General features: G+C 73.9%; 20 protein-coding genes and 2 tRNA genes. 12 read left to right on the top strand and 10 right to left on the bottom strand.

All coding sequences use genetic code 11. The annotated features are described in order from the left end of the window. Nucleotides 1–173: 173 nt before the first annotated feature. On the top strand, nucleotides 174–1,400 hold the full coding sequence (locus AB0O09_RS28680) for a M64 family metallopeptidase (protein WP_363546299.1): 1,227 nt from the start codon (nucleotides 174–176) through the stop codon (nucleotides 1,398–1,400). 119 nt (nucleotides 1,401–1,519) lie between these two features. Further along, nucleotides 1,520–2,836, top strand: a complete 1,317-nt coding sequence (locus tag AB0O09_RS28675; protein WP_363546296.1) for an MFS transporter — start codon at nucleotides 1,520–1,522, stop codon at nucleotides 2,834–2,836. Nucleotides 2,837–2,920: 84 nt separating this feature from the next. On the opposite strand, the gene AB0O09_RS28670 is transcribed toward AB0O09_RS28675, so the two are convergent. Both AB0O09_RS28670 and AB0O09_RS28665 read right to left on the bottom strand, forming a co-directional pair. After that, a complete protein-coding gene (locus AB0O09_RS28670; RefSeq protein ID WP_363546293.1) occupies nucleotides 2,921–3,730 on the bottom strand; it encodes a Bro-N domain-containing protein in 810 nt (269 codons plus the stop codon). Nucleotides 3,731–3,893: 163 nt separating this feature from the next. Further along, nucleotides 3,894–4,727: a maleylpyruvate isomerase family mycothiol-dependent enzyme gene (locus AB0O09_RS28665; protein WP_363546291.1), complete on the bottom strand. Its 834-nt coding sequence runs from the start codon at nucleotides 4,725–4,727 to the stop codon at nucleotides 3,894–3,896. A 156-nt stretch (nucleotides 4,728–4,883) separates the two neighbouring features. Here AB0O09_RS28665 and AB0O09_RS28660 point away from each other — a divergent pair, with 156 nt between their 5' ends. The 3 genes from AB0O09_RS28660 (at nucleotide 4,884) to AB0O09_RS28650 (ending at nucleotide 7,597) form a co-directional block, all read left to right on the top strand. Further along, nucleotides 4,884–5,681, top strand: coding sequence for a carbon-nitrogen family hydrolase (locus AB0O09_RS28660; protein WP_359984455.1), 798 nt, complete (start codon nucleotides 4,884–4,886; stop codon nucleotides 5,679–5,681). Between the two features lie 226 nt (nucleotides 5,682–5,907). Then, complete coding sequence (locus tag AB0O09_RS28655) at nucleotides 5,908–6,825, top strand: GntR family transcriptional regulator (protein WP_363546288.1); 918 nt, start codon at nucleotides 5,908–5,910, stop codon at nucleotides 6,823–6,825. Between the two features lie 121 nt (nucleotides 6,826–6,946). Then, a complete protein-coding gene (locus tag AB0O09_RS28650; RefSeq protein WP_363546286.1) occupies nucleotides 6,947–7,597 on the top strand; it encodes a hypothetical protein in 651 nt (216 codons plus the stop codon). Nucleotides 7,598–7,696: 99 nt separating this feature from the next. Here AB0O09_RS28650 and AB0O09_RS28645 read toward each other — a convergent pair whose 3' ends face one another. Continuing rightward, complete coding sequence (locus tag AB0O09_RS28645; RefSeq protein WP_363546335.1) at nucleotides 7,697–8,467, bottom strand: SLATT domain-containing protein; 771 nt, start codon at nucleotides 8,465–8,467, stop codon at nucleotides 7,697–7,699. A 481-nt stretch (nucleotides 8,468–8,948) separates the two neighbouring features. On the opposite strand from AB0O09_RS28645, the gene purD reads away from it, so the two are divergent. The 4 genes from purD to AB0O09_RS28625 all read left to right on the top strand — a co-directional run bounded on the left by purD (nucleotide 8,949) and on the right by AB0O09_RS28625 (nucleotide 14,831). Further along, nucleotides 8,949–10,190 (top strand): phosphoribosylamine--glycine ligase, encoded by a 1,242-nt coding sequence (gene purD, locus AB0O09_RS28640; RefSeq protein WP_363546283.1) that lies wholly within the window; start codon nucleotides 8,949–8,951, stop codon nucleotides 10,188–10,190. Between the two features lie 520 nt (nucleotides 10,191–10,710). Next, complete coding sequence (locus tag AB0O09_RS28635; protein ID WP_363546280.1) at nucleotides 10,711–12,183, top strand: hypothetical protein; 1,473 nt, start codon at nucleotides 10,711–10,713, stop codon at nucleotides 12,181–12,183. A gap of 163 nt (nucleotides 12,184–12,346) precedes the next feature. Beyond that, nucleotides 12,347–13,888 carry a N,N-dimethylformamidase beta subunit family domain-containing protein gene (locus tag AB0O09_RS28630; RefSeq protein ID WP_363546277.1) on the top strand — a complete coding sequence of 514 codons (1,542 nt, stop codon included), beginning with the start codon at nucleotides 12,347–12,349 and terminating at the stop codon, nucleotides 13,886–13,888. Between the two features lie 43 nt (nucleotides 13,889–13,931). Then, complete coding sequence (locus tag AB0O09_RS28625; protein ID WP_363546274.1) at nucleotides 13,932–14,831, top strand: phosphoribosylaminoimidazolesuccinocarboxamide synthase; 900 nt, start codon at nucleotides 13,932–13,934, stop codon at nucleotides 14,829–14,831. 87 nt (nucleotides 14,832–14,918) lie between these two features. On the opposite strand, the gene AB0O09_RS28620 is transcribed toward AB0O09_RS28625, so the two are convergent. The 7 genes from AB0O09_RS28620 to AB0O09_RS28590 all read right to left on the bottom strand — a co-directional run bounded on the left by AB0O09_RS28620 (nucleotide 14,919) and on the right by AB0O09_RS28590 (nucleotide 19,522). Further along, complete coding sequence (locus AB0O09_RS28620; RefSeq protein ID WP_363546271.1) at nucleotides 14,919–15,533, bottom strand: response regulator transcription factor; 615 nt, start codon at nucleotides 15,531–15,533, stop codon at nucleotides 14,919–14,921. Then, nucleotides 15,530–16,777: a sensor histidine kinase gene (locus AB0O09_RS28615; protein ID WP_363546269.1), complete on the bottom strand. Its 1,248-nt coding sequence runs from the start codon at nucleotides 16,775–16,777 to the stop codon at nucleotides 15,530–15,532. Before AB0O09_RS28615 ends, AB0O09_RS28620 begins: the two co-directional genes overlap by 4 nt. Before the next feature lie 98 nt (nucleotides 16,778–16,875). After that, on the bottom strand, nucleotides 16,876–17,718 hold the full coding sequence (locus AB0O09_RS28610; protein ID WP_363546267.1) for an ABC transporter permease: 843 nt from the start codon (nucleotides 17,716–17,718) through the stop codon (nucleotides 16,876–16,878). After that, nucleotides 17,715–18,689, bottom strand: a complete 975-nt coding sequence (locus AB0O09_RS28605; protein WP_363546265.1) for an ABC transporter ATP-binding protein — start codon at nucleotides 18,687–18,689, stop codon at nucleotides 17,715–17,717. Before AB0O09_RS28605 ends, AB0O09_RS28610 begins: the two co-directional genes overlap by 4 nt. A gap of 176 nt (nucleotides 18,690–18,865) precedes the next feature. Beyond that, a tRNA-Gly gene (locus AB0O09_RS28600) sits at nucleotides 18,866–18,938 on the bottom strand. A gap of 54 nt (nucleotides 18,939–18,992) precedes the next feature. Then, nucleotides 18,993–19,065, bottom strand: a tRNA-Gly gene (locus tag AB0O09_RS28595). Between the two features lie 139 nt (nucleotides 19,066–19,204). Beyond that, nucleotides 19,205–19,522, bottom strand: a complete 318-nt coding sequence (locus AB0O09_RS28590) for an Lsr2 family protein (protein ID WP_030274670.1) — start codon at nucleotides 19,520–19,522, stop codon at nucleotides 19,205–19,207. 453 nt (nucleotides 19,523–19,975) lie between these two features. On the opposite strand from AB0O09_RS28590, the gene purS reads away from it, so the two are divergent. Genes purS through purL form a run of 3 tightly spaced genes read left to right on the top strand, consistent with a single transcriptional unit; the run spans nucleotide 19,976 to nucleotide 23,165 of the window. Further along, a complete protein-coding gene (gene purS, locus AB0O09_RS28585; protein ID WP_199922992.1) occupies nucleotides 19,976–20,236 on the top strand; it encodes a phosphoribosylformylglycinamidine synthase subunit PurS in 261 nt (86 codons plus the stop codon). Beyond that, a complete protein-coding gene (gene purQ / locus AB0O09_RS28580) occupies nucleotides 20,233–20,910 on the top strand; it encodes a phosphoribosylformylglycinamidine synthase subunit PurQ (RefSeq protein WP_030274667.1) in 678 nt (225 codons plus the stop codon). Before purS ends, purQ begins: the two co-directional genes overlap by 4 nt. Continuing rightward, entirely contained in the window at nucleotides 20,910–23,165 is a 2,256-nt protein-coding gene (gene purL / locus AB0O09_RS28575) for a phosphoribosylformylglycinamidine synthase subunit PurL (protein ID WP_363546262.1), read from the top strand. Before purQ ends, purL begins: the two co-directional genes overlap by 1 nt. The last annotated feature ends 34 nt before the right edge of the window (nucleotides 23,166–23,199 follow it).

The following is a 23,199-nucleotide window of genomic DNA, read 5'->3' as shown; positions in this document are numbered from 1 at the left end:
CAGGTTCTGGAGACGGTTCGCCGCCGGTGGCCAGTCGACACGCCGTTACGGCATTGGGCCGGTCCGGCGAACTTCGGATGCGTCCGGTCGGCCGGGCGTGTCGCGAGGGGTACGTCTGTGCGACCACCACCCGGTCCCCCACCGGGTGACCGGAGCCCGGAGGACGCACCCGCATGCCGCCTGGCAACCCTGGCCGGATCGTCCGGAGTCTGGCCGCGCTCGTGCTGATGTCGGCCGCCGTGCTGCCCGCGGCGCTCGAGGTCGCGGCCCCCGCTCCGTCCGCGGTGATAGGGCCGCCCGCCGGCCCCCTCACCGACCGCGGTGCGCCGCCCGCCCAGAACCGGATCGACCTCCGGGCACCCGGTGCCGCCCCCAGCATCGACATCCGGCGCGCCGGCGACCCGGCCAACCGGATCACCCTGGTGCTGCTCGGCGACGGCTACACCGCGGCCCAGCAGCCGCTCTTCCGGGAACAGGCCGACCGGGCCTGGCGGGCCCTGATGGAGATCGAGCCGTTCCGCACCTACCAGAACTTCTTCAACATACGGAGGGTCGAGGTGGTCTCCCCGGTCGCCGGCATAGCCGAGGCCGAGGACGGCCGACCCACCGACACCCCGCTGGGCATGCACTTCTGGTGCGAGGGCACCGCCCGGCTGCTCTGCGCCGACGAGTCCGCGACCGCCCGCTACGCCGGCGAGGACGCCGGACCGCAGTTCCTGATAGCGCTCGCCAACTCCGAGGAGTACGGCGGCGCGGGCGGCACCGGCGTCACCACCCTGGCCGGCGGCAGCCCCGACGCCGGCCGGATCATCCAGCACGAGATCGGCCACACCGTCGGCGACCTCGGTGACGAGTACGACAGCGCCCCCGACGACCCCGACTACGCCAACCTCTCGGCCGTCGACGCCGACGAGATGCTGCGGACCCACACCAAGTGGTGGCGCTGGCTCGGCGCCACCTCGCCGGACGGCGGCGGCGTGGTGGGCGCCTACCGCAGTGCCAACGGCCTCTACCGGCCCACCGCCGACTCCGTGATGCGCACCCTCGGCGGGCAGTACAACCTGCCCTCGCGCGAGGCGATCGTCGAACAGATCTACCGCCGGGTGAAGCCGCTGGACGGCGCCTCGCCCACGCCCGGCGTGGTCACCGGGCGGCCGAGGCTCCAGGTGAGCGCGGTGCCCCTGGAGGGGACGCGCCAGCTGGCCGTCGAATGGACGGTGAACGGGCGGCGGGTGGCGGCTCCCGGCGGCACCTGGCTGGACACCGCCGGCCTGACGCTCGCACCCGGCGCCCGTGCCACCGTCACCGCGACCGTCCGCGACACCACCGACTGGGTGCGCGACGAGGCGTTCCGGGACCGCTTCATGACCCGCACGGTGAGCTGGACGCTGACCGGCTGACCGGCGTGCTGGTGGCGGTCCGTGGTGCGTTCGGGGATGTCCGTGGTGCGTCCGCGGCGCGGACCCGGTTCGTACCCTGCCGGATTGATCCGGTCATGGGATGACTAGGCTCAGGGGCCATGAGCGCGGACCCCGTCGGCACCACCCGTCCCCCGTCCCCCCTCGTCCCGCCGCAGCCCCTCGTCCGTCCCGTCCCGCCCGGCGGCCGTGCCGCCTGGGCGGCCTGGGCCGTCGGCGCCTCGGTCTACCTCCTGGCGGTCGTCCACCGCACCAGCCTCGGCGTCGCCGGCCTCGACGCCGCCGCCCGCTTCGGGATCGGCGCCTCCGCCCTCTCCACCTTCGCCATCCTCCAGGTGCTGGTCTACGCCGCCATGCAGATCCCGGTCGGCCTGCTCGTGGACCGCCAGGGCGCCCGGCGGGTGCTGCTGCTGGGCGTCCTGCTGATGAGCACCGGGCAGCTGGCCTTCGCCTTCGCCACCTCCTTCGGCCCGGCCCTCGCCTCCCGGGCCGTGCTCGGCTGCGGCGACGCCATGACCTTCATCAGCGTGCTCCGGATCGCCGCGCACTGGTTCCCGGCCGCCCGCAACCCGCTGATCGCCCAGCTCACCGGCCTGGTCGGGGTCGGCGGCAACCTGGTCACCACGGTCGTCCTCGCCCGGGCCCTGCACGAACAGGGCTGGACGGCCACCTTCGCCGCCATCGCCCTGGCCGGCGCCGGGATCTTCGCGCTCGTCGGGCTCGTCCTGCGGGAGGGACCCGGGCACGACCGCCGGACCCGCCGCAGCAGCCCCGCCCCCGCCACGTCCGTCGGCCGACAGATCCGGGACGCCTGGGCCGAACCCGGCACCCGGCTGGGGCTGTGGGTGCACTTCACCACCGCCTTCCCCGCCAGCGCCTTCGGCCTGCTCTGGGGCATGCCCTACCTGGTCGAGGGCCAGGGCATGAGCCGCACCGCCGCCGGCGGGATGCTCACCCTGCTGGTGGTCAGCAACATGGCCTTCGCGCTGCTCTTCGGCCGGACGGTCTCCCGCAGCCCGCGCAGCCGGATGCCGCTCACCCTCGCGGTGATCACCGCCACCGCGCTCTGCTGGGCCGCCGCCCTCGGCTGGCCCGGCGGACGACCGCCGTTCTGGCTGCTGGTGGTGCTGATCACCGTCATGGGCAGCAACGGCCCCGCCTCACTGGTCGGCCTCGACTACGCCCGCTCCCACAACCCCGCCGAACGGCTCGGCACCGCCTCCGGCATCGCCAACATGGGCGGCTTCGTCGGCGCCGTCGTCACCCTGCTCGGCATCGGCGTCCTCCTCGACACCCTCGCCGGCGCCGACGGCACCCACTCCGCCGAGGCCTACCGCTGGGCCTTCTGCTGGCTGTACGTGCCGCTGGCGGTCGGCACCGCGATGATCCTCCGCCTCCGCCGCAGGGCGGGGCACTGAGAGAACGCCAATACCCTCGCCTCAGGCGAGGATATTGGCCGTTTCCGCAGGTCAGAAACCCTGACTTCGGCTGAGGGTCACCACTCAGGCCTCGCCGATCTCCCGGAGCAGGTCCGCGATGTCGAGCGGCGCCCCCGAGAAGGTGACCCGGCCGAGCTCGCACCGGACGGTGCCGCCCGGGTGGTTGCGGCGGCCGGTCTCGGCCAGGTGCCGGATCAACTCGACCAGCTTCAGCCGCGGGCAGCGCGGCAGCACCACGCTCCCGCGGATCCCGACCCGCTCCACGCTCGGACAGCTGTAGTACGGGCCGAAGGGCGGCCCGCTGTCCTCGCCACGGCCCGGCATCCTGAACTCCATCTCGCCGTGCCGGCAGTGCACCGTGCCGTCCGAGCGGACGTGGGCGCCGATGCCGTCACCCCGCGTGACGTCGGTGATGATCTCCACCTGCTCCCCGACCGCCTCGGCCAGGGTCTCGGCCATCCGCGCCCGATGGTGACCGAGGTCGAAGTCACCGCGCCTGATCGATGGCAGCAGCTCCCCGGTGATCCACTCCTGAAAGGGCTGGGCGGCCGGCTTGGCGGACCGCAGGATCAGCCGGTACAGGCCGGCTTCGTCCACTACACCGACCACTGGGTTGCCGCGTCCATAGGGTTTTCCACCTGCAGAAACGTCATTACCCTCAGCCGGGCTGAGGGTAATCACCCGAAGGTCTACCCGCCGGACGCGGACGCTGTCGAGGCTCCTCACGGCCTCGCTCGGGTTGGTCAACCCGAGGATCCTGCACACGTCCGCGGTGACGAACCACGGCTCCCCGTCGATCATCACCACCCTGATCGGCTGCCCCGTGATCGGGAAGCTCGACGGCACCAACACCATGTCGGTCTCGTCGCGCATACCGCCCCTCCTTCACTCTCGGTGATGGGTTCTGCACACATCAACGAGTCCGAACGCATGATGTGGCGGTCGGCAGGCGTCGTACGGGGGTACGAGGGCGTGCGCCACCCGCGCGCGGGGGCGTGCGCCAGGGGCGGCCCCGAAAGGGCCGGGGCGGGGGGTGTCAGGGGGTCAGGGCGAAGTGGGCCAGGATGCGGGCGGCGAGTTCGGTGTCGCCGTCGACGCGGACGGCGTGCGCGGCGATCTCGGGGCGGACCCGGCCGCAGGCGAGCCGGAGGTAGGTCTCCCAGTCCAGGTGGAACTGGACGTCGGGGGCGAGGCCGACGGAGGTGTCCACGCTGCCGTGGCCGACGGCGTTGACCCGGACGGTGCGCAGGAACTCCAGCGGGCCGCTGACGTCGAAGACCACCGTGGTGCCGGCCGGTGCGCCGGCGAGCTTGGCGACCACCTTGGGCAGCCCCTGGACCAGGTAGTCGCGGGCGACCACCGCGCCGGGGGAGTCCAGGTTGCCGGGCACCCGCAGGGCACGGCGCAGGTCCTGCTCGTGCACCCAGACGTCGAAGGCGCGGTTGCGCAGCAGTTCGGTGTAGCTGATGTCCCGGGAGAGCGGGCCGGCCGGCCAGCGGACGAGGTCCTCCGGCTGCTGGCGGGCGTTGCGCAGGGCACGCGAGCGGCGGATGACCGTGTACTCCAGCTCGCTGGTGATCTCCACCGGCGTGTGGCAGCGGCGCTTGTCGACCGGCAGCTCGACGTAGCGGGCGAACTCGCTGGTGACGTGCCGCAGGTCGCGGGGGAGGGAGTGGATCGGCCGGGGGTCGCCGAGCAGCTCCGACTCGACGGCGATGATGTGCGAGACGATGTCGCGGACCGACCAGCCGGGGCATTCGGTGGGCCGGTTCCAGGAGTCGGTCGGCAGCGGGGCCAGCAGCTCGGCCACGGACTCGATGGACTGCGTCCACGCGTCGGTGTAAGCCTGCACGGTCTGGTTGTCCGTCACGGGTATCTCCGGCCCTCCGTCAGCTTCCAACACGCCCCGCCGGCCGCCGCCGGGACCTGGGGGCGCAAGCGCTACCCGCACGTTACGCTGTCGGGTCACAGCAGGGCAGCGCTTTCGGGTGATGATCGTAGGACTCTTGCCGTGGACGGTGGTACTGTGCGCGCTTCATTGATCCAACTCGCGGTCTCCGATTCCGAGCCGCCCGCCGAGCGGCGGTCCCGCGCCGCGGCGCTGGTCAGGGCCCAGGAGGGCGCGGACCTGGTGGTGCTGCCGGAGCTGTGGGCGCTCGGCGGCTTCGCCTACGAGGCGTGGGCGACCGGGGCCGAGCCCCTGGACGGACCCACCGCCGAGGCCATGTCGGCGGCCGCCCGGGCGACCCGGGTGTGGCTGCACGCCGGTTCGATCGTCGAACGCGATCCGGACGGTCCGATCTACAACACCTCGCTGCTGTTCGCGCCGGACGGCACCCTCACCCACACCTACCGGAAGATCCACCGCTTCGGCTTCGACAGCGGTGAGGCGGTCGCGATGGGTGCGGGCCAGGAGATCGTCACCGCTGCCACCGACCTCGGCCGGCTCGGCCTCGCCACCTGCTACGACCTGCGCTTCCCCGAGCTGTTCCGGGCCCTGCTGGACGACGGCGCCGAGCTGCTCGTGGTGCCGGCCGCGTGGCCGGAGCGCCGCCGCGAGCACTGGACGCTGCTGGCCCGTGCCCGGGCCGTCGAGGAGCAGGCGTTCGTGCTGGCCTGCAACACCGCGGGCACCCACGGCGGGGTCCCGCAGGCCGGGCACAGCCTGGTGGTGGATCCGTGGGGCCGGGTGCTCGGCGAGGCCGGCCCGGACGAGGAGGTGCTCACCGTGGAGTTCGACCCGGCGGAGGTCGGCAAGGCCCGCGCCGACTTCCCGGTGCACCGCGACCGGCTGCTCGGCATCCCCGCGCCCGTCCAGCGCTGACGTCCGTCCGGCACTGGCACCGGGCCGCCGCCTCCCGGCCGCCCGCCTTGGCGCACCGTCCCCGCCCGGTCGGTGCGGCGGCCGCCCGCTGCCCGGCAGTCGGCGTCCGCTGTCCGGTTATGGGCGTGATGGGGTACTTGTGCACCCCGGGGGCGACTTTGAGAAGATGGGCCGCCACCGCCTTCCGCGCTGGCCCCGTGACGCCTGCCGAGGAGGGGTGGCCCGCATGTACGGCACCGGTGCCGCCCGTCCCCCGATCCAGCGCAACAGCCTGCGCGAGCAGATCGCCGACGCGCTGCGCGAGGAGATGATGGCCGGCCGGCTCGCCGCCGGCCGGAACTTCACCGTCAAGGAGATCGCCGACCTCTACGGGGTGTCCGCGACCCCGGCCCGCGAGGCGATGGTCGACCTCGCCGCCCAGGGGCTGCTGCGCACCGAGCACCACCGGGGCTTCACCGTCCCCGCCTTCACCTGGCGGGACTTCGTGGAGATCTTCGAGGCGCGCACCCTGCTCACCGACAGCGCGATGCGCCGGCTCACCGCGCACCCGGCCCGGGGTTCCGGGGGCTACGACTGGTCCCGGATGCCCTCGCTGCGCCGCCGGGCCGACGCCGCCGCCCGCGCCTCCCGGCAGGGCCAGCTGGACGTGCTGGTCGGCTGCGACCTGCGGTTCTGGCAGGAGGCCGCGGCCCTGCTCGGGAACGCCCGGATCGCCGACTACCTCGGCTGGCTGCGGGTGCAGTCCTGGATGTTCGCCGCCCCCTACCTGCGGCAGGTGGGGGACCTGGGCGGGGTCTGCTGGGACCGGCACGGCGACCTGGTCGACCGGATCGAGGCCCGCGACCTGTCCGGGGCGCACCGGGTGGTCAACGACTACAACCTGTTCACGCTGGAGCTGCTGGGCCGGCTGGCGGGCGAGGAGACCGACGCGGTGCCGGTGGCGGCGCTGCTGCGTGCGCCGCTCGCGAGCGCCTCCGAGTCGGGTCCGCAGGCCGCCGCCCCGGCCCCGGCCGTCCCCGCCGCTCCGGCCGCGCCGGCGGAGGAGGCCACCCGGGTCCCGCCGCCCCGGTCGGTGCCGCCCGGGCGCTTCGGGCGGCCGGTCCGCCCCTCCGGCCCGGTGCCGGGCCGCACCTCTCCGTCCTGAGCGGGGACGCCGTCCTCGGCCCCGTGGGCCCGGCGGGGCACCGGTAGGGTGGGCGCTCGTTCCCCGACCACCGTCGGCGGCGCGCGCGCCGCGTCCGACCCCCGGAGAGGATGAGCCGGCCATGGCCTGCGACCTCTGGCTCGTCCCGCTCGTGGACGTCCTCACCTACAACCCCGAGAACCCCTTCCGGGACGACCTCGTCCGCTACAACGCGGTGCTGGCCGGCCACGGGCTGCCCGAGGTCCCGGTGCACGGCTACGCGCCCGGCATCACCGGTGAGGTCGAGCCGATAGCCGCCTTCGACTACGACTCGCTCCACTTCCTGCGCCGCGCCTACCTGTTGGGCGTGACCGGCTTCCAGATCACCCCGGTGGACGCGCTCGGCGGCGACTACGAGCAGCTGCTGGAGATGTTCGAGTCCACCGCCGAACAGTCGCACCTGGTCTGGCACTTCGACCACGCCGGGGCGTACGTCCCGGTGGAGTTCCCCGTCCCGCTGGTCGACGACGCGCTGCTGGCGACCGGCGGCCCGCTCGGCTCCTCGTACGGCCTGCTGCGCGAACTGCAGGCGGTGGCGCCGGTGTTGGGCATCGACGTGCTCGACCCGCCGGCGCCGACCCGGCCGCTCTCGCCGACCGGCCTCGAGCAGCCCTTCGCCCCGCCGCTGGACGAGGCGCACCACCCGTTCGCGCGGGAGCGGCACGCCTGGGCCGGCCTGTACGCGGCGGCGACCCGTAGCGTCACCCAGGGCTCGATGATCGTCTTCGCCTGAGCCTGAGCCTGAGCCCGAGCCCGAGCCGGGGCCTCGGCCACGGCCGGCACACGGAAGGGCGGGCCCGCCGGGCCCGCCCTCTATTGTCGGTGCGCGCGGTCAGCGCAGCGGGCCCTCCGGCGGGCGCTGGCGCGGCATGGTGGGCCGGGTGCCGGGCGGCGGCAGCACCCGCACCTGGGCGCCGATCCCGCCCTCGGAGCGGCCGCCCCAGACGCCCGGCGCCTGGGTGGGCAGCTGGGTCATTGTCGCGCGGAACTCCAGCATCCACTCCGAGGTCTCGGTGCGGACCATGTCGGAGACGTCCTCGCAGAACCGCCGCAGCACGCCGAGGCAGCGCTCGGCGGCCTCGCCCGCGGTGCCCTCGGTGGGGCCGAGCACCTCGCGGACGCACTCCGAGGCCCAGTCGAACTGGAAGGCCTCCAGTCGCCGCTGCAGCGCCTGCGCGGTGGAGACGTCCCGCATCCAGCCGGAGGTCAGGCCGAAGCCGCGGTCGGTCAGCAGGCAGGCGGCCGACATCGCGAGGCCCACGTAGCCCCAGCCGGCGGCGCCGTCCAGCACGCCGGTCGTGCCGACCAGCGGGGCGCTCACCCCGGCGACCCCGGACACCGCGGCGCCGAAGCGCAGCAGCCGGGCCCAACGCCGCTTCCAGACACGGTCCTTGCGGTACCAGTCGATCGCCTCCACGGCCCGTTCCTCGGACCAGCGGTAGAGCTCCTCCAGCCGCTCGGCGGGCTCGCCCCAGTCGCCGAGCGGGAACTGACGGGCGCTCAGGTCGGTGCGGCGGCGCGTCGGAGTGCGGCCGGCCGACGCCGGGGAGGGCTGGTCCTCCTCACCGACGTCCTTGCCCCAGGGGCTCTCCTCGGGTTGCATTTCCGGCTGGCTCACCTGTGGGGCTCCCTGTGGCGGGTGACAGTGCAGTCCTGGCTGGACGCCCGGCTGACGGTGCGTCGAACCGACGCATCGTCGGACATGGCTCCGTGCGCGGGTGGTGTGAGCCGCCCATGGTGCCGTGCTCCGGCAGTCCGCCGGTTCTCGTCCATCAGCACTTCTTACCCCCAAATGGCTTACCGTGGGGGCGCTTCGGCTGTGATCGTTATCCGAATTCGGGTCCGGAAGCCGAGGTGAGAGGGTTTCGTCGGGCGGCGAGATTTCACTCTTCCGAGCGAGGCCCGGCGGGCCCGCGGACATGACCCGCGGCCTGCGGCGGCGCCCGGTGCTCGCCCCGGCCCCCTCCGTATTGGACGATCCTCCAGACCAGATGCGCCGAAAAGCGGCAGCATTGGAGGTTTCGCCACGGTCGGCACCCCGGCGGCACGAGCGCGGATCCGGCCACCGACTACCCTTGCCAAGCGTGAAGGTCCTCGTAATCGGCGGCGGCGCCCGCGAACACGCCCTGTGCCGCTCACTGTCCCTCGATCCCGCCGTCACCGAGCTGCACTGCGCCCCGGGCAACGCCGGGATCTCGCAGGTCGCCACGGTGCACCCGGTCGACCAGCTGGACGGCGCGGCCGTCACCGCCCTGGCCCGGGAGCTCGCCGCCGATCTGGTGGTGGTCGGCCCCGAGGCCCCGCTGGTGGCCGGCGTCGCCGACCCGCTGCGCGCGGCCGGCATCCCCGTCTTCGGCCCGTCCGCCGAGGCGTCGCAGCTGGAGGGCTCCAAGGCCTTCGCCAAGGACGTGATGGCCGGGGCCGGCGTGCCGACCGCCCGCTCGTACGTCTGCACCACCGCCGAGGAGGCGGCCGCCGCGCTGGACGCCTTCGGCGCCCCGTACGTGGTCAAGGACGACGGCCTGGCCGCCGGCAAGGGCGTCGTGGTCACCTCCGACCGCGAGGCCGCGCTGGAGCACGCCGCGGCCTGCGAGCGCGTGGTGATCGAGGAGTACCTCGACGGCCCCGAGGTGTCGCTCTTCGCGATCACCGACGGCACCACCGTGCTGCCGCTCGTCCCCGCCCAGGACTTCAAGCGCGCCCTGGACGGCGACGAGGGCCCCAACACCGGCGGCATGGGCGCCTACTCGCCGCTGCCGTGGGCCCCCGAGGGCCTGGTCGACGAGGTGCTCGCCACCGTCCTGCAGCCGACCGTGGACGAGCTGCGCCGCCGCGGCACCCCGTTCTCCGGTCTGCTCTACGCGGGCCTCGCGCTGACCTCGCGCGGCACCCGCGTGATCGAGTTCAACGCCCGCTTCGGCGACCCGGAGACCCAGGTCGTGCTGGCCCGGCTGCGCACCCCGCTGGCCGGCGTGCTGCTGGCCGCCGCCGAGGGCACGCTGGCCGGCCTGGAGCCGCTGCGCTGGGACGAGGGCGCCGCGGTGACCGTGGTCGTGGCCTCCGAGGGCTACCCGGCCGCGCCGCGCACCGGCGACCCGATCGAGGGCCTGGCCGAGGTCGCCGACGAGCACACCCACGTGCTGCACGCCGGCACCCGCGCGGGCGAGGGCGGCGAGGTGCTCAGCGCCGGCGGCCGCGTGCTGTCGGTCACCGCGACCGGCGCCGACATCGCCGAGGCCCGCGAGCGGGCCTACCGCGGGGTCGCGAAGATCTCGCTCAAGGGCTCGCACCACCGCACCGACATCGCGCTGAAGGCCTCGCAGTAGCGCACGGCCGTCGACGGCGCCGAGGGCGCTGCCTCCGCGGGGACACCCCCATGGGCGCAGCGCCCTCGGGCGTTTCTCGACCCGTTCGGCGGACCTCCGGAGGTTCCCCGAAGCCGGGAATCCAGCCCTTCGGGTGACTCATGGGGCATCCGGCTGACGCAACCGGCGCTCCGGTCGTAGGGTGCGCTGAATCGCGCCCGCCCGCGGTGCCGGACCGCGTCACCCGCGGTACCGCCGCCGGGTGGGGCGACGCTCCCGGGGGGATGCTGGGGGCGTCCGGATCGTTCGCGCCGTCACCAGGACGAGTGGAAAGCGGTGCGATCCGGAACACCCATCTGCACGAGGGCGTCAAAACTGTCAGAAGAGCCATGCAGGATGCACAACCGGGGGCGGCTGCCGCCGAGTCCCGGTCGGATACTGATCATTTCGAGTCGCTCGGACGCCTCGGCCACCGGTCCCGTCGGTCCTGCCGGCCCCGGCCCACTGGCCTCCGACCGCTCCGAAGGGGGTGCCGCGCCGAATGGCCGCTGTCGACGCCGCACGCGCGCATGCCCAGGCCGTGCTGCGAATCCGTGGCTGGGCCCTGGCCGCCACCGTTGTCCCCGCCGCCTTGGCCGTCGTGCTGCTGGCGGGCCGTCTCACCGGCCGGATCGGCGCGCCGGGCTCGCCCGACGGCGGCACGTGGGACGCCGTCCGCTGGGCGGTGGCCGCCGTCGCCGTCCTGGCGCTGGTGACCGGCTGGCTGGTGCACCGCTCGCACCGCACGGCGGTGCCGCCGGCCACCCCGGCCGTCCCGGTCCGCCCGGAGGAGGCGCCCGAGCTCTACCGGCTGCTGGTCGACCTCGCCGAGCGCCTGGAGGTGCCCGTGCCCTCCGGGATCGCGCTGACCCCGGACTGCGACAGCTGGCTGGAGGAGCCCGCCGGCCCGCACCACCGGGGCACCCCGCACCCGGCGCCCGTTCTGGTGATCGGCTCGCCCTTCCTGTGGTGGATGCGGGCCGGTGAGCTCCGTGCCCTGCTCGCCCCCGTGGTGGCGGGCACCGCCGTCGCCGCCGACACCGACATCGCCGCCGCCCGGCGCTTCGTCCGCAGTCTGGACGCCGCGCTCGGCGAGCCGCACCGCGGCCCGGCCGCGGTGATCGACCGGATCAACCGCCTGCTGCTCGGCGCCTGCCGCGAGCACTCCGCCGAGCTGGAGCGCTCGGCGGCGGCCTGGGCCTCGCACCAGGCCAGGGCGGTCGACTACGGGATGCGGATCGCCGCCCAGGAGCAGGTCGGCCTCGCCTACGCGGGGTGGGACCGCCTGCTCACCCGGGTCGCGCTGCCCGCCTGGCGGCTCGGCCGCCACCCCGAGCACCTGAACGCGGGCGTGGTCGCCGCGCTCACCGAGCTGGCCCGCCGCGACCGGCTCGCCGACGGCTACGAGACCCGTCTCGGCGACCGGCCCGCCTGCGACCTGCTGGAGGAGCCGGGCCGGGTGGACGCCGCCGTCTCGCTGCTCGCCGCCGACCTGCTCCACCAGGTGCCGCCCGGCGGCTGGCAGCCGCTCGAATGGGACGCCTACCCGGGCGAGGTCGCCCTGCGCGGCTGGCGCGACAAGTCCGCCGTGTTGCAGGCCTCCCTGGACGGCCCGGGGGCCGGGCGGGCCGACGGCCCGCCGCTCGCACGGGTGCTCGCCCGGCTCGCCGGCGGCGGCGGAGACGCCCTGGCCGCCGCGCTGGCCGGCCGCTGCGGCCACACCGCGCCCGGCCGCCACGCCCGCGACCTGCTCGCCGACCACCTCACCGCGATGGTCAGCTGCGCCGTGGTCGACGCCGGTGCCGCCGTCGCCGGCCTGGACTGGCTGGACGGCCCGGTGCTGCTGATGGGCGGCGTACGGCGGGCCGACCTCGTCGCGGTGGTCGGCCAGGCCGTCGAACTCGGCAAGGACGCACCGCTGCGGGGCTGGTTGGAGACGGCGGGCGTGCGGCTCGCGCGCCCCGTGCGCAGTTGATGACGAATGGTGCGGAATCGGGTGTCTTGCCTACCAGTTGCTACGGTGGGGTGACGCAGTGCCAGCAACCTGTGGTGTGCTGGACCGCACGCACATCCGTGTGGCACATGCCAGTCGCGGACGGGCGCGCCGAGCCTGACGCCGGCGACCGTGGGAGGGGCGCGTGGGGACGGAACTCAACCGCCGCTGGGAGTCCGGCACGCTGGCGCACGGCGTGTCCGACCCCTTCGGCCAGGGGCCGCTGCCGTGGCTGCGCAGCCCCGACCAGTACCTCGCCGACGGCGGGGTGCCGTGGTACGTCAGCGTCGACGCACCGGGCCAGCAGCCGCTGAGCGCACCCCGGCCCGCGCCGGTGGTGAACAGCCCGGCCAACGCCGACGACGTCGACCAGCAGATCAAGGGGTTCGCCTCGGCCGGCGTGGTCCGGCCCGGCGGCTCGGTGGACTTCCGGGTGACGGTGAACCCGCCCCGCGAGTTCACCGTGGACGTCTACCGGATCGGCCACTACGGCGGCGACGGCGCCCGCCAGGTCACCTCCAGCCCGTTGATCTCCGGCCTGGCCCAGGCCGCGCCGCTGGTCGTCGGCCGCACGGTCTCCTGCCACCACTGGTGGCAGTCCTGGCGGCTGCACATCCCCGCGCACTGGCGCCCCGGCGCGTACGTCGCGGTCCTCACCACCGCCGACGACCGGCACCGCAGCCACGTCCCGTTCACCGTCCGCGACGCCGACCCGGAGCACCCGGCGGACCTGCTGCTCGTCCTGCCCGACGTGACCTGGCAGGCCTACAACCTCTTCCCCGAGGACGGGCACACCGGGGCCAGCCTCTACCACGCCTGGGACGGGCAGGGCCGGTTGGTCGGCGAGTCCGAGGCCGCCGTCACCGTCTCCTTCGACCGCCCGCACGCCGGCGCCGGACTGCCGCTGCACGTCGGCCACGCCTACGACTTCATCCGCTGGGCCGAGCGGTACGGCTACGACCTGGCCTACGCCACCGCCACCGACCTGCACGCCGGCCTGGTCGAGCCGGAGCGCCACCGCGCGATGGTCTTCCCCGGGCACGACGAGTACTGGTCCGAGCCGATGCGGCGGACGGTCGAGTTCGCGCGCGACACCGGCACCTCGCTGGTCTTCCTCTCCGCCAACACCATGTACTGGCGGGTCGACCTCTCGCCGGGGCCGTCCGGCGAGCCGAACCGGCTGCTCAACTGCCGCAAGCGGCAGAAGGTCCCGGCCGGCAACCCGGCCGCCGGGCTGCCCGGCACCCCGGGCGCGCTCTGGCGCGAGGCCGGCGAGCCGGAGCAGGCCCTGCTCGGCGTCCAGTACGCCGGGCGGGTCCCCTCGCCCGCCCCGATGATCGCCCGCAACACCGGCCACTGGCTGTGGGCCGGCACCGGTCTCCAGGACGGCGACCCGCTGCCCGGCCTGGTGGCCGGCGAGGCCGACCACTACCACCCGCGGGCGCCGCTGCCCGACCACACCGAGCGGACCCTGCTCGCCCACTCCCCGTACCGCGACAGCGCCGGGCGGCTGCGGCACCAGCAGACCTCGCTCTACCGGGCGCCCAGCGGCGCGTACGTCTTCGCCGCCGGCACCTTCGCCTGGTCGCCGGCGCTGGACCGCCCCGGGCACACCGACGAGCGCGTTCAGCGGGCCACCGCCAACCTGCTCGACCACCTCTGCAAGGAGGCCGGCGGCCCGACGTGAAAGACTCGGGCCGTCAGCCCCCTTCCCTGAGGACGAGACGACCTTGAGCGGATTTGTCACCAAGCCCGAGCCCGTCCAGGTTCCCGGCCTGGTCCACCTGCACACCGGCAAGGTGCGCGACCTGTACCGCGCCGCCAACGGCGACCTGGTGATGGTGGCCAGCGACCGGACCTCCGCCTTCGACTGGGTGCTGCCCAACGAGATCCCGGACAAGGGCCGCATCCTCACCCAGCTCTCGCTGTGGTGGTTCGAGCGGATCGCCGACCTGGTGCCCAACCACGTGGTCTCCACCGAGCTGCCGGCCGGCGCCCCCGCGGACTGGAAGGGCCGGACGCTGATCTGCCGCAGCCTGGAGATGGTGCCGGTCGAGTGCGTCGCCCGCGGCTACCTGACCGGCTCCGGCCTCGTCGAGTACCGGGACTCCCGCACCGTCTGCGGCATCGCCCTCCCCGAGGGTCTGGAGGACGGCTCCGAGCTGCCCGCCCCGATCTACACCCCGGCCCTCAAGGCCGAGGTCGGCGAGCACGACGAGAACGTCCCCTACGAGGAGACCGCCCGCCGCCTGGGGGCCGAGCTGGCCGCCACCCTGCGGCAGACCACCCTCGCGGTGTACGCCCGGGCCCGGGACATCGCCCGCGAGCGGGGGATCGTCCTCGCCGACACCAAGTTCGAGTTCGGTCTGCTGGACGGCGAACTGATCATCGGCGACGAGGTGCTGACGCCGGACTCCTCCCGCTTCTGGCCCGCCGACGAGTGGCAGCCGGGTCAGGTCCAGCCGTCCTTCGACAAGCAGATCATCCGCAACTGGCTGGCCTCGCCGGAGTCCGGCTGGGACCGCACCGGCGAGGAGCCGCCGCCGGCCCTGCCCGCCGAGATCGTCGAGCGGACCCGCGCCAAGTACATCGAGGCCTACGAGCGCCTCACCGGGACGTCCTGGGCCTGAGCGGTAGACCCGTCAGGGGCGCGTGGGCCCCGGCCGAAGGCTGGGGGGTGGCCCCACGCGCCCCTGTTCGGGCTGCACCCGTCCCGTCTAGATCCAGCCGTGTTCGCGGGCCGTGCGGACGGCGGCGTGGCGGTTCTCGGCGCCGAGCTTGCCGGCGGCGGAGGACAGGTAGTTGCGGACGGTGCCGGGGGAGAGGGCGGCCCGTTCGGCGATCTCGGCGATCGAGGTGCCGTGCGCGGCGAGCTCCAGGACGTCGGTCTCCCGCGGGGTGAGCGGACTGTCGCCCGCGCTGATGGCGTCGGCCGCGAGCTCCGGGTCGACGTAGCGGCCGCCCGCGACGACCGTGCGGATGATGCCGGCGAGGTCGGAGGCGGAGACGGTCTTCGGCAGGAATCCGCGCACCCCGACCTCCAGGGCCCGCTTGAGGTAGCCGGGTCGGCCGTGCCCGGTGACGATCATCGTCCGGCAGTCCGGCAGGACGTGCCGCAGTTCGGCGGCGACCTCCAGCCCGTCGAGCCCCGGCATCTGCAGGTCGAGGACGGCGACGTCGGGCCGGTGCGCACGGGCCATGGCGAGGGCCTCCGGCCCGGACGCGGCCTGGGCGACGACCTGCAGGTCGTCCTCCAGCCCGAGCAGGGTGGCCAGGGCGCCGCGGATGAGGTGCTCGTCGTCGGCGAGCAGGACGCGGACGGGATCGGTCACGGGGCGGCCACCTCCAGGGCCGGCAGGTCGAGCGGGAGCGATGCGGTGAGCCGGAAGCGGCCCGGGTCCGCGGGCGGGGTGGCGAGCCCGCCGCCGTGGGCGGCGAGCCGTTCGCGCAGGCCGAGCAGGCCCGTCCCGGGGTGGTCGCGGTCGGCGGCCCGCCCGGGAACGCCGTCGTTCTCGACCGTCAGCCGGGCCTGCCCGCCGTCGAGGCGCAGGGTGACCGTGCAGTGCCCGGCCTCGCTGTGCCGCAGCACGTTGGTGGTCGCCTCGCGGACGACCCAGCCGAGCACGGACTGGGCGGTGGGCGGCAGGGCGGCGGCGTCCGGGCCGAGGTCGATGTCGCACTCGACGCCGGCGGCGCGCAGGACGGATCGGGCGCCGGCCACCTCGGCGGCGAGATCGGCCGTCCGGTAGCCGCGGACGACCTCGCGCACTTCGCGCTGCGACTCCTGGGCGATCCGCTGGACCTCGACCATCTGGTCGGCGGCCTCGGTGCGGCCGCGGCGGGCGAGCTGGACGGCGAGTTCGCTCTTCAGCGCGATGGTGGTGAGGTTGCGGCCGAGCACGTCGTGCAGGTCGCGGGAGAAGCGGAGCCGTTCCTCGGCGACGGCGAGCCGGGCCTGTGCCTCGCGGGCGGCGTCGAGTTCCCAGACCACGGCGGCGATCCAGGCGGTGCCCCGCCAGGTCGCGCCGATCAGGGCCATGGCGATGCCGGAGCCGACGGCCAGGCCGGTGGCGGTGGAGGCGGGGACGCCGGCGAGCACGGCGACGGGGACGGACGACGCCAGTCCGAGCAGCCCGATCGGCGCGGTGGCCTTCACCGGGACGGCGACGGCCACCGGGGCGAACCAGAAGACCAGCAGCCAGGTGGCGGTCGCGACGCCGCTGGGGACGGGGTCGTCGCCGGTCGGGCGGGTGGTGGAGAGCACCGCCCAGTAGCAGACCAGCGTGCCGACGGTGAAGGCGACCAGCCAGCCGGTGGGCCGGGCCCGTCGGCCGAGGTAGTGCGCGAGCCCGGCGCGGCAGCAGACGACGAACAGCGCCGAGGCGGTGAGCGAGGCGGCGGCGACGGTGATCCGGACGGCGTCGGGCAGGCCCGCCCCGCGCTTGCCCGTGAGGGCGCCGATCAGGAGCAGCGGCTGCAGCACGCCGGTCACGTAGAGGGACCAGCGGATGAAGAGCTCGGTGCGCTTGGGCTTGCCCAGCGCCCGCCAGCGCCGCGACGGCCTCAGCAGGTCCACGTCGTCCCCTCTCGACGGATGCACGGTCGTCAGATCCTCCCATCGGTGGTGGCTGCCGGACTCCTCCGGTGCGGCGGGCATGGCGGAGGCCGCGGGGGTCAGCGGCGCGGCTCCCAGCGGAACCAGCGGCGGGCGGCCCAGACGGCGGCGGCGAGCCAGAGCACGCCGAGCCCGAGGTGCGGCAGGGCCTCGACCCAGCTGCCGAGGAAGCCGGTGGGTGCCCCGGAGCCGTCGGTGCCGAACCAGCCGAGCCGGATCAGCTGGAAGGCCGGGGTGGTGGGCAGCAGCCGGCAGGCGGTGGCGAGGCCGTCCGGCATGGTCTCCAGCGGGATGAGCAGGCCGGAGCCGATCTGGGCGACCAGCAGCAGTGGCAGGGTGGTGATGCCGGCGGTCTCCACGGACTTGGTGAAGGCACTGGTGGCGGCGGCGAGCGCGACGAGCAGACCGGTGCCGAGCAGTAGGCCGGCGGCCATCAGCAGCGGGTTGACCGGGGTGGGCAGGTCCAGCCTGGCGGCGCCGAACGCGCCGATCAGGCCGCACTCCAGCAGGCCGAGGAGGACCGAGGGCATCGCCGTGCCGGCCATGATCTCCAGGTCGCGGGCCTCGCCGGTGCGCAGCCGCTTGAGCACCAGTTCGCCGCGGCGGGCGACGTAGGCGGTGGTGAGGTTGTAGTAGACGACGAAGAGCAGGACCAGGCCGGCGACGCCGTTGACCAGGTTGGCGTGCAGGTCCAGGTCGGGGGTGGTCTCGGCCTGCTGGTCGAGGATGCCCTTGAGGCTCACCATCATGACCGCCGGCATGGCGACGGCCATGAACAGCGCGGTGCGGTTGCGCAGCAGCAGGGTGGCCTCGGTGCGGCCGAGGGCGAGCAGACGGCCGGCGGTGGTGGTGGCCGGGGCGCCGGGTGCGGAGGCGGCTGCGGTGGCGGCGTGCGTGGTCATCGGGGGCTGCCGATCGTCTCGGGGGTGGCGGCCGCTTCGGCGGCGATGGCGAGGAAGGCCTCTTCGAGGGTGGCGCTGCGGGCCTCCAGGCCGCCGAGCGCGACGCCGTGGTGGGCGGCCCAGCCGAGCAGGTCGGTGAGGTCGGCCTGGAGCTGCGGGGTGCGGACGGTGATCCGGCGGCCGTCCGCGGTGATGTCCGCGGCGGGCAGGGCGGGCAGGCCGATCGCCTCGTACGGGCCGCAGCGCTCCGGGAGTTCGAAGGCGATCCTGGCCGGGCGGCCGGCGATGACCTCGGAGACGGTCCCGGTGGCGGCGATCCGGCCGGCGTGCATGATCGCGAGCCGGTCCGCGAGCTCCTCGGCCTCCTCCAGGTAGTGGGTGGTGAGCAGCACGGTGGTGCCGTCCTCGCGCAGCGTGCGGACCAGCCGCCAGACCGCGGCGCGGGCCTCGGGGTCGAGGCCGGTGCTGGGTTCGTCGAGGAAGAGCACCTCGGGGCGGCCGAGCAGGGCGACCGCGAGGTCGAGGCGGCGGCGCTCGCCGCCGGAGAGCTGCTTGACCCGCACCCCGGCGCGGCCGCCGAGGCCGACCAGGTCGAGCGCCTCGCCGACCGGGCGGGCGCCGCCGGTCAGTCCGGCCCAGCCGCGGCAGGTCTCGGTGACGGTGAGGTCGCCGGGGAAGCCGCCCTCCTGGAGCATGATGCCGATCCGCGGCCGGACGGCGGTGCGCTCGCGGTGCGGGTCGTGGCCGAGGACCCGGACCTGCCCGCCGGTGGGGGCGGCCAGTCCTTCGAGGAGTTCCATGGTGGAGGTCTTGCCCGCGCCGTTGGTGCCGAGCAGGGCGAAGAGCTCGCCGCGGCGGACGGTGAGGTCGAGGCCGCGGACGGCGTCGAAGCCGCCCGGGCCGGTGGGGCCGTAACGGCGGTGCAGGTCCACGGCCTCGACGGCCGGCCCGGAGTGGCTGGTGTCCTTCATGCCTCCAGCCTCCCGGCGGGCGGCGCGCGGGGTCAGTGCGTGCCGTCACCGGCTGCCGGTGCGCTTGCACGGGTGGGCGGTGACAAATGTCATCGGCGGTGCCGCGCGTGTCGGCAGCACGAGGAGTCGGCAGCACGACGAAGGGCCCCCTCTGCGAGGGAGCCCTTCGTACTCGGAGCGGACGACGAGATTCGAACTCGCGACCCTCACCTTGGCAAGGTGATGCTCTACCAACTGAGCCACGTCCGCATGCTGTTGAGTTGTACTGCTGCACTGCTACTGCTGTGTTGCTCGAACACTGCGAGCGGACGACGAGATTCGAACTCGCGACCCTCACCTTGGCAAGGTGATGCTCTACCAACTGAGCCACGTCCGCACGGTGCCTCGGCACCGATCGCCCCTCCCGGCTGCCTTTCGGCCTCCGGTTGCGGCGACGAGAAATACTCTACCCCATCGATCGGAGTGCTCGCCCCACCCTTTCCCCGGAGGGGTACCGGGGCGGGGCGGCGGCACGCTCAGTTGGCCTCGGCGAACTGCTCGTAGACGGCCTTCGGGATGCGGCCGCGGGCCGGGAGGTCCATGCCGTGCGACTGCGCCCAGGCCCGGACGGCCTGCGGGTCGGGGGTCAGGGCGGTGCGCCGGAAGGACTTGCCGGTGCGGCTCTGCCGGCGGCCGGCCGCGACGAACGGGGCGAGGGCCTCCCGCAGCTTCTCCGCGTTCTCCACGGAGAGGTCGATCTCGTACGACTTCCCGTCGACACCGAAGTGGACGGTTTCCGCGGCGGTGCCGCCGTCCAGGTCGTCGGAGAGCGTGACGACTACACGCTGAGCCATGGGTGTCAATCCTCTCGGGCAATTCGGCCGCCGGATGCTGGTGTCCGGTGGCCCGTCCGCCGGCGGCGCGCACGGCGGCATGCGGGCATGCCGTGCCAAATGACAGCCGATGACTGCCGCCGGTCGCCCTATTCTGCACCCAAAGAGGCTGGAAATCGAAGGCCCCGGCATTCCTTTTTTCCGGATATTCACGAGGCTTCACGAGGATGCCGGATAGTCGGGGATAGTCGTGGTCGACATGTCCGGTGTGCCGGTATTCGGGTGTTCTCGGCCCGGCCGGCCGGGACGCCATTGAATCCGGAGAAAAGGGGCGTGCGGGGGCGGCTCGAACGCGCGGAGCCCTTGCGGCGTAAGGGGCGTTTGTCTACGCGCGTCACCAGGACCGACCCGCCGGGAGGCCCGAAATGCCAGGTAGTCTGAAGGTCCCCCGCCTTCACGCAATCACCACCGGGAGTGCCAGTGGCACGCGTCGTAGTCGACGTCATGCTCAAGCCGGAGATCCTCGACCCGCAGGGACAGGCGGTGCAGCGCGCACTGCCGCGTCTCGGCTTCGCCGGGATCGCCGACGTCCGCCAGGGCAAGCGTTTCGAACTGGAGCTGGAAGGGCCGGTGGACGACGCCGCGCTGGCCCGCATCCGCGAGGCCGCCGAGACGTTTCTCGCCAACACCGTGATCGAGGACTTCACCGTCCGCGTCGAGGGAGAGGCGAAGTGACCACACGCGTCGGCGTCGTCACTTTCCCCGGCTCGCTCGACGACCGCGACGCCCAGCGCGCGGTGCGCCTCGCCGGCGCCGAGCCGGTGGCCCTCTGGCACCGGGACAAGGACCTGCACCAGGTCGACGCCGTCGTCCTGCCGGGCGGATTCTCGTACGGCGACTATCTGCGCTGCGGGGCCATCTCCCGCTTCTCGCCGGTCATGGACACCATCATCGAGCAGGCCCGGCAGGGAATGCCCGTCCTCGGTATCTGCAACGGCTTCCAGGTGCTGTGCGAATCGCACCTGCTGCCCGGTGCGCTCACCCGCAACGACTCGCTGCACTTCGTCTGCCGCGACCAGAAGCTGCGCATCGAGAACGCCGACACAGCGTGGACGTCCGATTACAGCAGCGGCCAGGAAATCGTCGTACCGCTGAAGAACGGCGAGGGCCGCTTCGTCGCCGACGAGCACGTCCTGGACGAACTCGAGGCGGAGGGCCGGGTCGTGGCCCGTTACCTCGACGTCAATCCGAACGGTTCGTACCGCGACATCGCCGGCATCACCAACGCGGCGGGCAACGTCGTCGGCCTGATGCCGCACCCGGAGCACGCCGTGGAGCCGCTCACCGGCCCGACCACCGAGGGCCTGGGCTTCTTCACTTCCGTCCTGAAGCAGCTGGTGAACGCCTGATGAGCCTCGACACCGTCAAGAACGCCGAGCAGACCCCGGACGCCGCCCAGCCCTGGGCCGAGCTCGGCCTCAAGGAGGACGAGTACGCGCGCATCCGGGAGATCCTCGGCCGCCGTCCGACCGGCGCCGAACTCGCGATGTACTCCGTCATGTGGTCGGAGCACTGTTCGTACAAGAGCTCCAAGGTCCACCTCAAGCAGTTCGGCGAGAAGGCCCCGGAGAACGACGCGATGCTCGTCGGCATCGGCGAGAACGCCGGCGTCGTCGACGTCGGCCAGGGCTACGCGGTCACCTTCAAGGTCGAGTCGCACAACCACCCGTCGTACATCGAGCCCTACCAGGGCGCGGCCACCGGCATCGGCGGCATCGTCCGCGACATCCTCGCGATGGGCGCCCGCCCGGTCGCGGTGATGGACCCGCTGCGCTTCGGTGCGGCCGACCACCCGGACACCCGCCGGGTGCTGCCCGGCATCGTCGCGGGCATCGGCGGCTACGGCAACTGCCTGGGCCTGCCGAACATCGGCGGAGAGGTCGTCTTCGACTCCTGCTACCAGGGCAACCCGCTGGTCAACGCGCTCTGCGTCGGCGTCATGAAGCACGAGGACATCCACCTCGCCAAGGCCTCCGGCCCCGGCAACCGGGTCATCCTCTACGGCGCCCGCACCGGCGGCGACGGCATCGGCGGCGTCTCCGTGCTCGCCTCGGAGACCTTCGACGCGACCGGCCCGGCCAAGCGCCCCGCCGTCCAGGTCGGCGACCCCTTCCAGGAGAAGCTGCTCATCGAGTGCACCCTGGAGATCTTCAAGGAGGACCTGGTCGCGGGCATCCAGGACCTCGGCGGCGCCGGCCTGTCCTGCGCCACCTCGGAGCTGGCCTCGGCCGGCACCGGCGGCATGCGGATCGAGCTGGACACCGTGCCGCTGCGCGACAACACGCTCTCGCCGGAGGAGATCCTCATGAGCGAGTCGCAGGAGCGCATGTGCGCCATCGTCGAGCCGGCCAAGGTCGACCGCTTCCTGGAGATCTGCGAGAAGTGGGACGTCATCGCCACCGTGATCGGTGAGGTGACCGACGGCGAGCGCCTGGAGATCTTCTGGCACGGCGAGCAGGTCGTGGACGTGCCCCCGCGCACCGTCGCCCACGAGGGCCCGACCTATCACCGCCCCTTCGCCCGCCCGGCCTGGCAGGACGCGCTGCAGGCCGACGCCCCCACCGCCGAGCGGCTCGCCCGCCCGGTGGACGGCGCCGGGCTCAAGGACGCCCTGCTCAAGGTCGCCGGCTCGCCGAACCAGGCCTCCAAGGCGTGGATCACCGACCAGTACGACCGCTACGTGCTCGGCAACACCGTGCTCTCGGTGGGCGAGGACTCCGGCATGATCCGGATCGACGAGGAGACCAACCTCGGCGTCTCGGTCGCCACCGACGGCAACGGCCGCTACGCCAAGCTGGACCCGTACACCGGCGCCCAGCTGGCCCTGGCCGAGGCGTACCGCAACGTCGCGGCCGGCGGCGCCAAGCCGCTCGCCGTCTCCGACTGCCTCAACTTCGGCTCCCCCGAGGACCCGGACGTGATGTGGCAGTTCGCCGAGGCGACCCGCGGCCTCGCCGACGCCTGCCAGGTGCTCGGCACCCCGGTCACCGGCGGCAACGTCTCGCTGTACAACCAGACCGGCGACGTCGCCATCCACCCGACCCCGGTGGTCGCGGTGCTCGGCGTCATCGACGACGTCACCCGCCGCACCCCGATCGGCTTCGGCGAGCAGGGCCAGCTGCTGTACCTGCTCGGCGACACCGAGGACGAGCTCGGCGGCTCGGCCTGGACCCAGGTCGTGCACGGCCACCTCGGCGGCCTGCCGCCCAAGGTCGACCTGGAGCGCGAGCGGCTGCTCGGCGAGATCCTCATCGCGGCCTCCCGCGACGGCATGATCGACGCCGCGCACGACCTCGCCGACGGCGGCCTCGGCCAGGCGCTGGTGGAGAGCTGCCTCAAGGGCGGCAACGGCGCCCGCGTCGTCGTCCCGGAGGGCACGGACCCGTTCGTGTTCCTGTTCTCCGAGTCGGCTGGCCGCGCGGTGGTCTCCGTGCCGCGCAGCGAGGAGGTCCGGTTCAACGACATGTGCGGTGCCCGCGGCCTGCCGGTCGCCCGGATCGGTGTCGTCGACGGCGACGCCCTGGAGGTCCAGGGCCAGTTCACCGTCACGCTGGCGGAGCTGAAGGACGCCCACACCGGCGTCATCGAGGCCCTGCTCGCCTGACGGATGCGCACGTCCCGAGGGGCGGCCGGCTCTG

It is taken from the genome of Kitasatospora sp. NPDC093679 (assembly GCF_040683455.1).
Classification (GTDB): Bacteria; Actinomycetota; Actinomycetes; order Streptomycetales; family Streptomycetaceae; genus Kitasatospora; species Kitasatospora arboriphila.
Note: the sequence above shows the minus strand (reverse complement) of the source record. Positions and strands in the feature narration are given on the sequence as shown.

Bases quoted from the DNA above. Each gene is read 5' to 3' on its own strand.
- AB0O09_RS28680 (WP_363546299.1), top strand. From the start codon at position 174: ATGCCGCCTGGCAACCCTGGCCGGATCGTCCGGAGTCTGGCCGCGCTC.
- AB0O09_RS28635 (WP_363546280.1), top strand. From the start codon at position 10,711: ATGGCCGCTGTCGACGCCGCACGCGCGCATGCCCAGGCCGTGCTGCGA.
- AB0O09_RS28650 (WP_363546286.1), top strand. From the start codon at position 6,947: ATGGCCTGCGACCTCTGGCTCGTCCCGCTCGTGGACGTCCTCACCTAC.
- AB0O09_RS28655 (WP_363546288.1), top strand. From the start codon at position 5,908: ATGTACGGCACCGGTGCCGCCCGTCCCCCGATCCAGCGCAACAGCCTG.
- AB0O09_RS28610 (WP_363546267.1), bottom strand. From the start codon at position 17,718: ATGACCACGCACGCCGCCACCGCAGCCGCCTCCGCACCCGGCGCCCCG.
- AB0O09_RS28605 (WP_363546265.1), bottom strand. From the start codon at position 18,689: ATGAAGGACACCAGCCACTCCGGGCCGGCCGTCGAGGCCGTGGACCTG.
- AB0O09_RS28590 (WP_030274670.1), bottom strand. From the start codon at position 19,522: ATGGCTCAGCGTGTAGTCGTCACGCTCTCCGACGACCTGGACGGCGGC.
- purL (WP_363546262.1), top strand. From the start codon at position 20,910: ATGAGCCTCGACACCGTCAAGAACGCCGAGCAGACCCCGGACGCCGCC.
- AB0O09_RS28645 (WP_363546335.1), bottom strand. From the start codon at position 8,467: ATGCAACCCGAGGAGAGCCCCTGGGGCAAGGACGTCGGTGAGGAGGAC.
- AB0O09_RS28675 (WP_363546296.1), top strand. From the start codon at position 1,520: ATGAGCGCGGACCCCGTCGGCACCACCCGTCCCCCGTCCCCCCTCGTC.
- AB0O09_RS28670 (WP_363546293.1), bottom strand. From the start codon at position 3,730: ATGCGCGACGAGACCGACATGGTGTTGGTGCCGTCGAGCTTCCCGATC.